General features: G+C 70.7%; 12 protein-coding genes. 11 read left to right on the top strand and 1 reads right to left on the bottom strand.

Translation table 11 applies throughout. The features are described from left to right. Window positions 1–25 precede the first annotated feature (25 nt). Together ACZ7OH_RS01985 and ACZ7OH_RS01980 are read left to right on the top strand one after the other, a co-directional pair. Window positions 26–817, top strand: a complete 792-nt coding sequence (locus tag ACZ7OH_RS01985; protein WP_470279153.1) for a hypothetical protein — start codon at window positions 26–28, stop codon at window positions 815–817. Beyond that, entirely contained in the window at window positions 814–2,625 is a 1,812-nt protein-coding gene (locus tag ACZ7OH_RS01980; protein ID WP_470279152.1) for a serine/threonine-protein kinase, read from the top strand. Before ACZ7OH_RS01985 ends, ACZ7OH_RS01980 begins: the two co-directional genes overlap by 4 nt. Here ACZ7OH_RS01980 and ACZ7OH_RS01975 read toward each other — a convergent pair. Beyond that, window positions 2,603–3,025 carry a hypothetical protein gene (locus ACZ7OH_RS01975; protein WP_470279151.1) on the bottom strand — a complete coding sequence of 141 codons (423 nt, stop codon included), beginning with the start codon at window positions 3,023–3,025 and terminating at the stop codon, window positions 2,603–2,605. The two genes, ACZ7OH_RS01980 and ACZ7OH_RS01975, sit on opposite strands and share 23 nt — an antisense overlap. A 283-nt stretch (window positions 3,026–3,308) precedes the next feature. Between ACZ7OH_RS01975 and ACZ7OH_RS01970 the strand changes: the two genes are divergently transcribed. The 9 genes from ACZ7OH_RS01970 (at window position 3,309) to ACZ7OH_RS01930 (ending at window position 13,635) form a co-directional block, all read left to right on the top strand. Continuing rightward, on the top strand, window positions 3,309–3,860 hold the full coding sequence (locus tag ACZ7OH_RS01970; RefSeq protein WP_470279150.1) for a P-loop nucleotide/nucleoside kinase family protein: 552 nt from the start codon (window positions 3,309–3,311) through the stop codon (window positions 3,858–3,860). A gap of 117 nt (window positions 3,861–3,977) precedes the next feature. Continuing rightward, on the top strand, window positions 3,978–5,744 hold the full coding sequence (locus tag ACZ7OH_RS01965; protein WP_470279149.1) for a chitinase: 1,767 nt from the start codon (window positions 3,978–3,980) through the stop codon (window positions 5,742–5,744). Window positions 5,745–5,787: 43 nt separating this feature from the next. Beyond that, window positions 5,788–6,525 carry an IclR family transcriptional regulator gene (locus tag ACZ7OH_RS01960; protein WP_470279148.1) on the top strand — a complete coding sequence of 246 codons (738 nt, stop codon included), beginning with the start codon at window positions 5,788–5,790 and terminating at the stop codon, window positions 6,523–6,525. Between the two features lie 72 nt (window positions 6,526–6,597). Next, window positions 6,598–7,749 carry a 4-hydroxybenzoate 3-monooxygenase gene (locus ACZ7OH_RS01955; protein ID WP_470279147.1) on the top strand — a complete coding sequence of 384 codons (1,152 nt, stop codon included), beginning with the start codon at window positions 6,598–6,600 and terminating at the stop codon, window positions 7,747–7,749. Between the two features lie 100 nt (window positions 7,750–7,849). After that, entirely contained in the window at window positions 7,850–9,469 is a 1,620-nt protein-coding gene (locus ACZ7OH_RS01950) for an FAD-dependent oxidoreductase (protein WP_470279146.1), read from the top strand. A gap of 48 nt (window positions 9,470–9,517) precedes the next feature. Further along, on the top strand, window positions 9,518–10,573 hold the full coding sequence (locus ACZ7OH_RS01945; protein WP_470279145.1) for a LacI family DNA-binding transcriptional regulator: 1,056 nt from the start codon (window positions 9,518–9,520) through the stop codon (window positions 10,571–10,573). A 74-nt stretch (window positions 10,574–10,647) separates the two neighbouring features. After that, window positions 10,648–11,937: an ABC transporter substrate-binding protein gene (locus ACZ7OH_RS01940; RefSeq protein ID WP_470279144.1), complete on the top strand. Its 1,290-nt coding sequence runs from the start codon at window positions 10,648–10,650 to the stop codon at window positions 11,935–11,937. Then, on the top strand, window positions 11,934–12,818 hold the full coding sequence (locus ACZ7OH_RS01935; protein WP_470279143.1) for a carbohydrate ABC transporter permease: 885 nt from the start codon (window positions 11,934–11,936) through the stop codon (window positions 12,816–12,818). Before ACZ7OH_RS01940 ends, ACZ7OH_RS01935 begins: the two co-directional genes overlap by 4 nt. Next, complete coding sequence (locus tag ACZ7OH_RS01930) at window positions 12,808–13,635, top strand: carbohydrate ABC transporter permease (RefSeq protein ID WP_470279142.1); 828 nt, start codon at window positions 12,808–12,810, stop codon at window positions 13,633–13,635. Before ACZ7OH_RS01935 ends, ACZ7OH_RS01930 begins: the two co-directional genes overlap by 11 nt. Window positions 13,636–13,656 lie beyond the last annotated feature (21 nt).

Raw genomic sequence — 13,656 nt, 5'->3', positions numbered from 1 at the left:
GGATAACGCAAGTAGGGGATGCCCAATGGGACGTGTCATCGCGGCGGGGGTTGCGTTGGGTTTGTGCGCCGTACTGCTCGGCGCGCCACCCGCTTCGGCGGACGCCGGCTCGCTCGACGTGCAGGCGTCGATCGACGGGCGGCCGGTCGCGGACGCCACCGTCCCGATCGACCCGGGCCAGCAGGTCGAGCTGCAGGTCGTGGCGACCAACTCCGGCACCGCGCCGGTGAAGGTCCGCAGCGTGCGGCTCTCCGGCGTCGCGCTCGCCCTGACGTTCTTCGCTTACGACACGACGGCGCCCTTCGAAGTGCCGGCGCGGGGCTCGATCAGCCGGACGTTCGTGCTCGACCTCGGCGACCTCACCGGACAGGCGACGGGGCTGCTCCCGTCGTCGGTCGAGCTGCTCGACGCCCAGCGCGCGACGCTCGGCGAAGCGACCACCGTCGCCGACGTCCAGGGCTCCTTCTGGTCGGTCTACGGCGTCTTCGGCCTGGCGATGCTCGTGCTCACCGTGCTCGCGTGGCTGACCGCGCTGCTCGCGCTGGCCCGGCACCGGCTGGCGCCCAACCGCTGGCGCCGCGGCCTGCGGTTCCTGCCCGCCGGGTTCGGCACCGGCCTGGTCGCGGTGATCACGCTGTCGGTGCTGCGGCTGGTTCCGCCGGAGCCGGCGGTCGAGATCCCGGTGGTGCTCGGCGCCGCGGCGATCGCGTTCCTGCTCGGCTACCTGACGCCGCACCCCGCGCCGCCGCCGGTCGTCACCGACAGTGACACCACGGTCCGGATGGCGGTCCCGCCGACGCAGGAATTCACCCGATGAGCGCACCGGCCGAGCTGGTCGCCGCCCTGCCGCAGTACGACATCGGGGCGGAGATCGGCGAAGGCGGCATGGGCGTCGTGTTCGCCGGGACGCACCGGACGCTCGGGCGGCACGTCGCGATCAAGCAGCTGCCGTGGGACGTGCTCAACCACGCGGCGAGCAGCGAGCTGTTCGATCGCGAGGCCCGCGTGCTGGCGAGCCTGGACCACCCGCACATCGTGCCGGTGTACGACTACGTCCGCACCGGGCGCGAGCACCTGCTGGTGATGGAGCGCCTCGACGGCGGCACCGTGCACAGCCGGTTCCACGGCGACGGCGTCAGCGGCGAACAGGCGTGCGCGATCGGCCTGGCGATGCTCGCCGGGCTGCACGCGGCGCACCGGGCGGGCGTGCTGCACCTGGACGTCAAGCCGCGCAACCTGCTGTTCAACCTGCAGGGCGTGGTGAAGGTGGCGGACTTCGGCATCGCCCGGGTGATCAGCGAGGGCGCGACACTGGTCACGCACGGTGGCGAAATCCTCGGCACGCCGGCGTACATCGCGCCGGAGCAGGCGATGGGCAACGCGCTGAGCCCGGCGGCCGACGTGTACGCGGCGGGCACGGTGCTGTACGAGCTGCTGGCCCGGGAGCTGCCGTTCGACAACACGCGCGGCGCGATCAGCATGATGCGCCAGCACATGTTCACCGACCCGAAGCCGATTTCGGGAGTACCGATGCCGATCGCCGGCGTGATCATGCGCGCGCTGGCCCGCGAGCTGGACGCGCGGTACCGCGAGGCGGAGTCGTTCGCGGCTGATCTGGCGGGCGCGGCGACGGCGGTTTACGGACCGGGGTGGCTGGAGCGGTCCGGGGTGCCGGTGCTGCACTTGACGCCCCGGGTGATCGCGGGGCTGAACTCGCCGACGGCGCCGCAGGGGGACGAGCGCACGCGACCGGTGAGAAGGCCGACGGGTCCTAACGCGACACTGGTCGCGACGAGTGGCGGGTTGGACACGGCACCCGGCACCCCAGGCGGCGCGGGTGGCCCCGGCTCCGCGTCCGGCTTTGGTGGCCCGGGTTCCGGCCCGACCGGCGGCACGCTCGCCCCGGACTCCGACTCTTCCAACCGCTCGCGCGCCGCCGTTCTCTGGTTGCGGCTGGCCGCCGCGGCCGCCGCCGTTGTGCTGATCGTCCTTGCGCTGCTCAATCCCGAACGATTGCCCCACGGGGCGTCGCCCACCCTGTTGCTCGGCAACACCCGGGTCACCTCGCCCGTCGAAGTGGACCTCAGCAAGCCGCTCACCCTCGCCGGGGCCGGGAATCCCGGACGGGTCGCGCTCAGCCTGTCCGCCGCCGGGATTCCGCTCGGCTCGGCCGAAACCCTCGCCAAGCCGGCCGGCAACGGCTTCACCGCCGAGCTCACCCTGCCGGCGATCGCGCGGTGGGTGGTCGGCGGGGCGGTCACCGCGACCGTCCAGACCGGGCCCGTCACCCAGACCTTCACCCTGCTCACCAGCCAGCACCCGCTGGCCAGCGCGATGGGCGCGGGCAGCCTCATCTTGGCGCTGTTCGCGCTCGCCTACCTCGAATCCGGGCTGCGGACCATCCGCAACGGCCACCGCTGGCGCGGCGCGGCGGTCGGCGGGCCGGTGCTGGGGCTGCTGTTCGGCGCCGTCGCGTGGCTGTGCATTTCGGTGCTGCGCGTGCACGAACCTTCGCCGGGGTTCGGCGCCGGGTGCGCCGTCGCGGGTGCGGTCGCGGCGGGGCTCGTCGTCGCGGCCGCGCGACGCCGGGCGTCCACTGTGGTCAGTCGACCATCCGGACGGTGACGTGCGGGCTGTAGCTCTTGCGCCGGCTCCACCCGGTTTCGGCGCAGAGACTCAGCTGGATCGCGCGGTCGGCCGGCGCCCAGTAGCCGGTGCGGACGAAGTAACCCTCCATCGTGGTCAGCGCGCCGAGCCGCTTGCGGGCCGAGCACATCTCCCAGCCCCACTGGCGTCCGGACTTCTCGACGCCGTTGCGGCGCACGGACAGGCACGGGTTGCCGACCGCGCGGATGTCTACGTCACCCTCGGTGACGTAGACGACGCCGTCGATCTTGTAGAACCGGTTGTTGTCGAGCAGTGACACCTGCCCGGAGAGCGTGACCCCGACGCGCCCACCTTCGTCGCCCGTGAGCGTCCAATCGAGACAGAATTCCTGGACCGGGAGTTCCAGCGACTGGGTCATGGCGAGTTCCCCTGTTCTAGGCTGAGCGTCCCCCTCAGAAGATAGGGAAAATCCGGACGCCGGGAAGGGGCCGGGACGATCTTCACCCGAAGCGGTTCCCGGACGACGAATGCCTTGCCGTGCACGGGTTTTCAGGCGATGGGGTGACGTCGGGCACGCGAGGTGACATCGGCGCGTCTCTCCGGGTGGCGCCGTCCGTACGGTCGGGTCTGGTCCCGGCTTGATCACGTTCCGTGAGCTAAAGGTAAAGGAACCATTACCTTCGCGAGTGCGTTGGACGGGCATGAGCGAGCCCACGGTCATCGAACTCGGGCCCCGGGACATGGTGGTCGTGGCGGGCCTGCCCGGCGCGGGCAAGACGACGATGCTCGACCACGCCGCGGCCGGCCTGGTGGTGCTGGATTCCGACCAGGTCCGGACGCGCCTGGCGGCGGCGGTACCGGCGGTGCCGTACCGCTGCTACCGGCCGGTGGTCCACGCGTGGCACCGTGCCCGAGTGGTCGGAAGGGCGCTGGCGAGGGGGCCGATCGTGGTCCACGAGCCGTCGACGCGCGCGTCGACCCGGGCGCTGCTGGCGCTGGTGGGAGCGCTGAGCGGGCGGCCGGTGCGGCTGTTGTTCCTGGACGTGACGGCGGCGCAGGCGTTGGCGCGCCAGCGCAGCCGGGGCAGGATCGTGCGGCGGCGGTCGTTCGCCCGGCACGTGCGGCGGGTGGATCGCTGGCGGGAGGGGCTGCTGGCGGAGCGGGTGCCTGCGGGGTGGAGCAGCGTCCAGGTGATCGACCGAGCCGCCGCGCGGCGGACGCGGGTGGTGGCCAAGTCCCTGGTGGGCTGCTGACGCGAGTTGCGGAGACTGCTCGGCGTCGGCGCCTGATGGCTGTCACCCTCAGTTGGTCTGGACATTTTACATATTGGTCTAGACAATATTCCTCAGTCTCCCCGACTGGAGGACCCGATGAGGCGTTCCCGACTGTCCGCAATCCTCGCCGCCGCAATGCTCGCGCTCTCCGGGCTCGCCACCGGGACCGCCGATGCGGCCAACCTCCTCGCCAACCCCGGCTTCGAAGCCGGTTCCCTCTCCGGCTGGACCTGCGCCAACGCCACCACCGTCAGCAGCCCCACCCACACCGGCGGCTACGCCCTCGCCGGCACCCCCGTCGGCGCCGACTACGCCCAGTGCTCGCAAACCGTGTCCGTTCAGCCGAACACCACCTACTCCGTCTCGGCCTGGGTGCGCGGGAACCCCGTCTACCTCGGCGTCACCGGTGGCCCCTCCACCTGGTCCGGGAACTCGAGCGCCTACAACCAGCTGTCCCTCACCTTCACCACCGGCAGCCAGACCTCCGCCCAGCTCTACCTCCACGGCTGGTACGGCGCCGGCACCTACTACGCCGACGACGTCGTCCTCGACGGCCCCGGCGGCAACACCCCCGGCACGCCCACAGCTCCCGGCACCCCGCAAATCACCGCGGCCACGACCAACTCCATCGCCCTGAGCTGGGGCGCGAGCGCCGGGACCGTCACCGGGTACCGCGTCTACGAAGGCAGCACCGTCGTCGCCACGACGACCGGGACCAGCGCCACCGTCGGCGGCCTGACCGCCTGCACCACCCACAGCTACACGGTCGCCGCCTACAACGGTGCCGGGGAGTCGCCGAAGAGCGCCGCCGCGAGCGGGAGCACCTCCGGGTGCGTCGACACCGGCCTGCCCAAGCACGCCCTGATCGGCTACCTGCACTCCAGCTTCGCGAACGGCTCCGGCTACGTCCGGATGGCCGACGTCCCCGCCGCCTGGGACATCATCGACCTCGCCTTCGGCGAGCCGACCTCCGTCACCTCCGGGGACATCCGGTTCACCCGGTGCCCGGCCACCGAATGCCCGAACGTCGAGAGCGACGCCGACTTCACCGCCGCCATCAAGGCCAAGCAGGCGCAGGGCAAGAAGGTCCTCATCTCCATCGGCGGCCAGAACGGCCAGGTCCAGCTGACCACCACCGCCGCGCGGGACAAGTTCGTCAGCTCCGTCTCCGCGATCATCGACAAGTACGGCCTCAACGGTCTCGACGTCGACTTCGAGGGCCACTCGCTCTCGCTCAACGCCGGGGACAGCGACTTCCGCAACCCGACCACGCCGGTGATCGTCAACCTCATCTCGGCGCTCAAGTCGCTCAAGGCCAAGTACGGCTCGGGTTTCGTCCTGACGATGGCGCCCGAGACGTTCTTCGTGCAGGTCGGCTACCAGTTCTACGGCGGCACGAGCGCCGGTGACGCGCGGACCGGCGCCTACCTGCCCGTCATCCACGCGCTGCGCGACTCGCTCACCGTGCTGCACGTCCAGGACTACAACTCCGGCCCGGTCATGGGCCTCGACAACTCCTACCACAACATGGGCGGCGCCGAGTTCCACATCGCGATGACCGACATGCTCAAGGCCGGCTTCACCGTCGCGAACACCGGCCAGTTCTTCCCCGGCCTGCGCCCCGACCAGATCGCGATCGGCCTGCCCGCCGCGGTCAGCGCCGGCAACGGCTACACGTCACCAGCGGACGTCCAGACGGCGGTGAACTGCCTGGTCAAGGGCAGTGGCTGCGGCTCCTACACGCTGCGCGGCGGCACCTCGCCCGCCTTCCGGGGCCTGATGACCTGGTCGATCAACTGGGACAAGTACTACAACTGGGAGTTCCAGAACAGCCACGAGCCGTTCCTGAACTCGCTGCCGTGACGCCGGGCGGTGTGCCCCGCCGAGGTGGGGCACACTGCCTGACGTGGTGAAACGCGACTCCGTGCTGACGCGTGTCGTCCGCATCTTCGAGACCTTCGGGCCGGACACGCCGGCGCTGCGCGTCACGGACATCGCGCGCCGCGCCGGCCTGCACGTCGCCACGGCGTCCCGGCTCGTCGACGAGCTGGTCGGCCACGGCTGGCTGCGCCGCGACCCCGATCGGAGGATCCGCGTGGGTGTTCGGCTGTGGGAGCTGGCGTCGCGCGCGTCGCCGACGCTCGGGCTGCGCGAGGCGGCCATGCCCTTCATGGAGGACCTGCACGCCGTCGTCGGGCACCACACCCAGCTCGCCGTGCTGGAGGACCGCGAGGTGCTGTTCGTCGAGCGGCTCTCGGCGCCCGGCGCGGTCGTCAACGTGACGCGGGTGGCCGGGCGGCTGCCGCTGCACGCGTCGTCGTCCGGGCTGGTGCTGCTCGCCCACGCCCCCGCCGACCTGCAGGAAGAGGTGCTGGCGGGTCCCCTCCGGGCCTTCCGCCGCACGACCTTGACCGACCCGGCGCGGCTGCGGCGGTTCCTCGCCGACGTCCGGCGCAACGGCTACGCGTTCTGCGCCGGGTTCATCGACGAGGAGACGACCGGGATCGCCGTGCCGCTGCGGGGCCGCGGCGACACCGTCGTCGCGGCCCTGTCGGTGATCGTGCCCAACGACCGGAACGCGCGGGCGCAGATCCCGGCGCTGCGGGCGGCGGCACGCGGCATCTCGCGGACGCTCTCTCACTGAATGAGAATGCCGTAGTCGGTGGCTGACCCGCCGGGAGATGCTCGGGGCTCCCCTCGGGAAAGGACGTCTCCAGTGCGCACCCAGGTCGTCATCGTCGGCGCCGGCCCGGCCGGGCTGCTGCTGTCCCACCTGCTCGGGCTCGACGGCATCGACTCGGTGCTGCTCGAACGGCAGACCGCCGAGTACGTCCAGGCGCGCATCCGCGCGGGCATCCTCGAGGCGGGCACGGTCGAGCTGCTGCGGCAGGTCGGCCTCGGCGACCGGCTCGACGTCGAGGGCATGGAACACCGCGGGATCCACCTGCAGACGCCGGGGGAGCGCCACCACATCGACTTCACCGATCTCATCGGCCGGTCGGTGACCGTCTACGGGCAGACCGAGGTGACCAAGGACCTCATGGTGGCGCGGGAAAAGGCCGGCCGCCCGGCGTACTACTCCACTTCGGACGTCGCCGTGCACTACGTGACCGACCGGCCGTACGTGACCTTTGTGGACGGTGACGGGGTCGCGCGGCGGATCGACGCGGACGTCGTCGTCGGGTGCGACGGGTTCCACGGGCCGAGCCGGGCTTCCGTTCCGCAGCCGCGGGTTTGGGAGCGGACGTACCCGTTCGCGTGGCTGGGCGTGCTGGCCGACGTCGCGCCGTCGACGGACGAGCTGATCTACGCCTGGCACCCTGACGGGTTCGCGATGCACAGCATGCGTTCGCCGCGAGTCAGCCGGTTCTACCTGCAGGTGGCGCCGGACGAAGACATCGAGCGGTGGAGCGACGACCGGATCTGGACGGCGCTGTCCGACCGGCTGGGCGTCGACGGCTGGACCCTCGAGACCGGGACGATCACCGAAAAGAGCGTCCTGCCGATGCGCAGCTTCGTGACGACGCCGATGCGGCACGGGAACCTCTACCTGGCCGGGGACGCGGCGCACATCGTGCCGCCGACGGGCGCGAAGGGCCTGAACCTCGCGGTCGCCGACGTCGCGCTGCTGGCGCGTGCGCTCAAGGCGTCGTTCCAGGGCGACGACGAACTCGCGGACGCGTACTCGGAGACGGCGTTGCGGCGGGTCTGGCGGTGCACGCACTTCTCGTGGTGGATGACGTCGATGCTGCACCGCCACGGCGACGACTTCGACGCCCAGCTCCAGCTGTCCCAGCTCCGCCGGACGGTCACCTCGACCGCCGCGATGACCGAGCTGGCTGACAACTACGCGGGCCTGCCGCTGTAGCCCGGGCCGTTCCTGTCCGGTTCTGACTCTTGACGCCCGGCGCGCCCGCGTCGCACCATACCCGCGTAGTAATTCGAATTATCAGCGCCGGGAAGGGCTCATGAGGGAACTGGACACGGAGATTCTGGTGGTCGGCGGGGGACTCGGCGGGGTCGCCGCCGCGCTGGCCGCCGCGTCCCGCGGGCGGCGCGTCGTGCTCACCGAGGAGACCGGCTGGCTCGGTGGGCAGCTCACCGCCCAGGCCGTGCCGCCGGACGAGAACCCCTGGATCGAGCGGTTCGGGTCCACCCGCACCTACCGCGACCTGCGCGCGGGCATCCGCGACCACTACCGCCGCCACTACCCGCTGCGGGCCGAAGCCGCGAAGCACCCGGAGCTGAACCCCGGCGCCGGGCGGGTCAGCAAGCTCTGCGGCGAACCGCGCGTGGCCTTGGCCGTCATCGAAGCCCTGCTCGCGCCGCACGTCAGCGCCGGGCGGATCCACGTCCTGCGCCACCACCGCCCGGTCGAAGCGCACACCACGGGAGACCGGGTCGACGCCGTGGTCCTCGAATCCGGCCAGGGCAAAGTCACCGTCCAGGCCCAGTACGTCCTCGACGCCACCGAAAACGGCAATCTCCTGCCGCTCACCGGCACCGAGCACGTCACCGGCGCCGAATCCCAAGCGGACCACGACGAGCCGCACGCGCCCGGGAAAGCCGACCCGGCCAACCTGCAGGGCATCACCTACTGCTTCGCGGTTTCCCACCACGAAGGCGAAAACCACGTCATCGACCGGCCGGAGATGTACGGCTTCTGGCGCGACTACCAGCCGGCCTTCTGGCCCGGACCGCTGCTCGGCTTCGTCGCCCCGGACCCGCGGACCCTGGAGCCGGTCAAACGCACCTTCGTCCCGAACCCGCCCGGTGACCCCCTCGCGGTGAGCGCCGACCAGAGCGCCGACGCCGGTGACAAGGAGCTGTGGGCCTTCCGCCGCATCCTCGCCCGCAACCTGCACACCGACGGCGCGTTCGACTCCGACATCACGCTCGTCAACTGGCCGCTCAACGACTACTGGCTCAAGCCCGCGCTCACGATTCCCGGCCACACGACCGAAGCCGACGTCGAAGCGGCGCACCACGAAGCCAAACAGCTGAGCCTGTCCGTCCTCTACTGGCTGCAGACCGAGGCACCCCGCGCGGACGGCGGCACCGGCTTCCCGGGGCTCAAGCTCCGTCCCGACGTCACCGACACGAAGGACGGACTCGCGAAGTCGGCGTACGTCCGCGAAGCCCGGCGCATCAAGGCGGTCACGACCGTCACCGAGCACGACGTCTCGGCCGAGATCCTCGGCGTCGACGGCCGGGTGCGCCGCGCGGACGCCGTCGGGGTCGGGAGCTACCGGATCGACCTGCACCCGTCGACCGGCGGGGACAACTACATCGACGTCGCCAGCGTGCCGTACGAGATCCCGCTCGGCGCGCTGCTACCCGTCCGCACGGCGAACCTGCTGCCCGCGGGCAAGAACATCGGCACCACGCACATCACGAACGGCTGCTTCCGGCTGCACCCGGTGGAGTGGAACATCGGCGAGGTCGCCGGGCTGCTCGCGGCGTTCGCGATCGGCGAGGACGTCGAGCCGCGGGACGTCCAGGCCGACAGCAGGCTCTTCGAAGACTTCGCGCGGGTGCTGGACGCCGCCGGGGTGGAACGCCGGTGGCCGGAAGTGCGGGGGTACTGACGGTGCCGCCGGTAGAGTCCAGGCGAACCGCACCGGAGGGAGTCACGGATGACGGCGGGTTCGGGCCGGGTCACGCAGGCCCAGGTGGCGCGCCTGGCCGGCGTCTCGCAGGCCGTCGTGTCCATGGTGCTGAACGGCTCCGACAGCCTGCGCGTCACCCCCGAGACCCGCGACCGCGTGCAGCAGGTGCTGCGCGAAACCGGGTACACGGTGGACATCATGGGCCGCCGGCTGCGCGGCGGGTCCAACCAGATCCTCGGCGTCTTCACCTACGAGTCGGTGTTCCCGTCCGGCGTGGCCGACTTCTACCGGCCGTTCCTGCTCGGCATCGAGGAGGAGGCCGAAGCGCAGGGCTTCGACCTGCTGCTGTTCACCAGCGGTGGCCGCCGCGACGGGCGCCGCCGCATCTACGAGGCGGGCACGAACCGGCTGCGCATCGCCGACGGCTCGATCCTGCTCGGCCGGCACAACGACCCGCAGGAGCTCGCGCAGCTCGTCGAGGAGCAGTTCCCGTTCGTGTTCGTCGGCCGCCGCGAGTCGCCGACCGGGCCGATCAGCTACGTCGGCGCGGACTACGTCGCGGCCACCCGTGAGGTCCACGAACGGCTGTGGGGCCTCGGGCACCGCCGGATCGGCCTGCTCAGCGTGACCGAGGAGAACGAGCCGACGCTCGATCGCCGCCGCGGCTACGAAGCCGCGGCGCGCAAGCACCGCCGGCCGCCGCTGGTCTTCCTCGAGGAAGACCCGGCGCCGGCGTTGCGGCAGGCGCTCGACGAGGGCGTCACGGCGCTGCTCGTCGAGAGCTCGGCGATGGCCGACGGCCTCCTGGCCTGCGCGCGCGAACTCGGCCTGGGCGTGCCCGGCGACCTGTCCATCGTGGTGCTCGGGGACGCCGACCCGTCGCAGCAGCCGCACGCGCACGCCGTGCCCAGCACCGGCACGGACTGGTCGATGTTCCGCATCCCGCGCCACGAAATGGGCGCGCACGCCGTGCGCGTGCTCGTCGGGCTGCTGAAGAACCCCAAGCCCCGCCAGCTGCTCCTGCCGTGCACGATCCACGAGGGCGCCACCACGGCGAGACCCTCCACAACAGACTCCCGCTGAGGCCGAACGGCCTGTTGACAGCTTTGGCGGTGGAACCCTACCGTCGCTGCTAATTCGAATAACCAGGAGGCATCGTGGCCTACCGGAGAATCCGGCTGCTCGCCGCGGCCCTGTCCGCCGTCGCGCTGGCTTCGACGGCGTGCTCGGGCGGCGCCGGCGACGACAAGGACATCGCCCTGCGCATGACCGTCTGGACGACGGACAAGAACCAGCTCGCCCTCTTCGACTCCATCGCCGCCGAGTACCGCACGGCCCACCCGGAGGTCGCGTCGGTCAAGTTCGACGTCGTCCCGGGCGACACCAGCGCCTACTCCGCCGCGCTCACCACCCAGCTCTCCGGCGGCAACCCGCCGGACCTCGCGTGGATCCTCGAGCGCGACGCCCCGGACTTCGTCCAGTCCGGCGCCCTCACCGACCTCAAGCCCACTTTGGACAGTGCCGCCGGGTACAACGCCGGCGAGCTGGTGCCGTCCGCCACGAAGCTGTGGACCAAGGACAGCGGCCTGTACGCCTACCCGTTCTCGACGTCGCCGTTCGGTATGTTCTACAACAAGAACCTGCTCACCCAGGCCGGGATCACCGAGACCCCGGACCGGTTGCTCGCGAGTGGACGGTGGACCTGGGACGCCGCCAAGCGGATCGCCACCCAGGTCGCCGCGAAGGACACCGGCAAGGCCGGGCTGGTCATCCGCGAGTTCGAGTACAAGCAGTGGGTGCTGCTCGCCTCGGTCTGGCGCGGGTTCGGCGCCGACGCCTGGGGCCCGGACGGCAAGACGTGCGGGTTCTCCTCCCCGGAGATGACGGCCGCGATGACGTTCCTGCACCAGGCGATCTTCACCGACAAGGCGCTGCCCGGTCCGGGCACGACGGCGGACTTCTTCGCCGGGGAAAGCGGCCTGACCATCGCGCAGATCAGCCGCGCCGGGCTGCTCAAGGCCAAGCCGTTCGAGTGGGGGATCGTCCCGCTGCCCGCCGGGCCGAGGGCGAACGCGCAGGTCATCGGCCAGGCCGGGATCGGCGTCCCGGTCAAGGGCAAGCACGCCAAGGCCGCCGCGGACTTCCTCGCGTTCTTCACCAACCCGGCCAACTCGGCGAAGCTCGGCCAGTACTTCCCGCCGGCCCGCGACAGCCTGCTCAACGCGGCCACCCGGGCCAAGGCGAACCCGCTGTTCAGCCAGGAGCAGCTGCAGAACGTCGTGGTGAACGGGATCAAGTCCGGCGCGGTACTCCCGTCGCACACCGAAAGCTCGCGGATCGCGTCGCTCGTCCAGTCCGCTTTGGACCCGATGTGGAAGCCGGACGCGAACGTCCCCGCGGCGCTGGCCGGCGTCTGCCAGGCGACCGACCCGGCGCTCAGCCGATGACGTGGACGTCGAGGAAGCGCGACGAGCTGGCGGGGTGGCTCTTCGTCGCCCCGCAGGCTCTCGGGTTCCTCGCCTTCGTCGTCGCGCCGCTGGTCGCGGTGGTCTGGTACAGCTTCCAGGACGTCAACCTGCTGGCCGGGACGTCGACGTTCGCCGGCGCGGACAACTACGCCCAGCTCTTCGACGATCCGACCGCGCCGAAGGTCGCCCGTGCCACGGCGATCTTCTGCGTCGGCCTGGTCGTGCTGAACCTGGCGTTGGCGCTGTCACTGGCGTTGCTGCTGAACCTGAAGCTGCGCGGCACCACGGTGTTCCGGACGGTCTTCTTCTCGCCGGTGGTCGTCACGCTCGTCGCGTGGACGATCGTCTGGAACTTCCTCCTGCAGGACAACGGCGGCATCAACGCGCTGCTGCAGACGATCGGCATCGACGGGCCGAACTGGCTGCGCGGCAACGGCACGGCGATGCTGTCGGTGATCGTGGTGCAGGTGCTGAAGAACGTCGGGCTCAACATGGTTCTGTTCCTGGCCGCGTTGCAGGGCATTGCGGCGTCCATCATGGAAGCGTCACAATTGGACGGTGCCGGGCCGTGGCGGCGGTTCCGGTCGGTGATCCTGCCGATGATCAGCCCGACGACGTTGCTGACGGCCATCATCACCGTCGCCGGCGCGCTGCAGGTGTTCGCCCAGATCCAGGTACTCACCCTCGGTGGCCCCGCCGACAGCACCAACGTCCTCGTCTTCTACTTCTACCAGCAGGCGTTCGCCAACCACGACCTCGGTTACGGCTCCGCGCTGGCCGTCGTGCTGTTCCTCGTCATCCTCGTGCTCACGCTGCTGCAGTGGCGGATGCGGAAGCGGTGGGTGTTCCATGAGTCGTAAGGCCAAGATCGCGTGCTACGCGGTGATGGTCGTGCTGGCCGTGCCGTTCGTGTTCCCCACCTGGTGGATGATCACGGCGTCGCTGCTGCCGGCGAACGAAGTGCTCGCCTACCCGCCGAAAATGTTCCCGGCGTCCCCTCAGTGGGAGAACTACAAGACCGCGTTCACGGACTTCCCGTTGGCGCGGCAGTACTTCAACAGCCTGTACATCGCCGTGCTCGTGACGCTCGGCACGATGTTCTTCTCCTCGCTGGGCGGGTACGCGTTCGCCCGCATCCGGTTCCGCGGCGAGAAGCTGTTCGCGGTGATCCTCATCGGACTGATGGTGCCGAGCGAGGTCACGATCATCCCGCTGTTCCGGCTGGTCGACGACCTCGGCCTGACCAACACGCACTGGCCGCTGATCGTCGTCCCGATCTTCGGCGCGCCGAGCGTGCTGGCGACGTTCGTGATGCGGCAGTTCTTCATCACCATCCCCGGCGAACTCGAAGAAGCGGGCCGGCTCGACGGCCTGTCCCGGTTCGGGCTCTACCGGCGCGTCGCCCTGCCGATCGCCAAGCCCGCGCTCGCCGCGGTCGCCATCTTCACGTTCCTCAACACGTGGAACTTCTTCCTGGAACCGTTGGTGTACCTGACCGACAAGAGCATGTTCACCCTGCCGGTGGCGCTGACGCAGTACGTCGACGTCTACGGCGGTCACCTCTGGAACGTCCAGCTCGCCGCCGCGACCACCACGGTCGTGCCGGTCCTGGTCGTGTTCATCGTCGCGCAGCGCCAGTTCGTCGAAGGGCTCGCCCAGAGCGGCCTGAAGGGCTAGGAGGCAGTTGTGATCGATCCT

The sequence above is a fragment of the Amycolatopsis sp. NPDC114478 genome, from assembly GCF_055633805.1.
This window is presented reverse-complemented; position numbering and strand designations above follow the sequence as displayed.

Coding starts and splice junctions, on each gene's coding strand:
- ACZ7OH_RS01970 (WP_470279150.1), top strand. CDS start 3,309: ATGAGCGAGCCCACGGTCATCGAACTCGGGCCCCGGGACATGGTGGTC.
- ACZ7OH_RS01950 (WP_470279146.1), top strand. CDS start 7,850: ATGAGGGAACTGGACACGGAGATTCTGGTGGTCGGCGGGGGACTCGGC.
- ACZ7OH_RS01965 (WP_470279149.1), top strand. CDS start 3,978: ATGAGGCGTTCCCGACTGTCCGCAATCCTCGCCGCCGCAATGCTCGCG.
- ACZ7OH_RS01930 (WP_470279142.1), top strand. CDS start 12,808: ATGAGTCGTAAGGCCAAGATCGCGTGCTACGCGGTGATGGTCGTGCTG.
- ACZ7OH_RS01935 (WP_470279143.1), top strand. CDS start 11,934: ATGACGTGGACGTCGAGGAAGCGCGACGAGCTGGCGGGGTGGCTCTTC.
- ACZ7OH_RS01945 (WP_470279145.1), top strand. CDS start 9,518: ATGACGGCGGGTTCGGGCCGGGTCACGCAGGCCCAGGTGGCGCGCCTG.
- ACZ7OH_RS01975 (WP_470279151.1), bottom strand. CDS start 3,025: ATGACCCAGTCGCTGGAACTCCCGGTCCAGGAATTCTGTCTCGATTGG.
- ACZ7OH_RS01980 (WP_470279152.1), top strand. CDS start 814: ATGAGCGCACCGGCCGAGCTGGTCGCCGCCCTGCCGCAGTACGACATC.
- ACZ7OH_RS01985 (WP_470279153.1), top strand. CDS start 26: ATGGGACGTGTCATCGCGGCGGGGGTTGCGTTGGGTTTGTGCGCCGTA.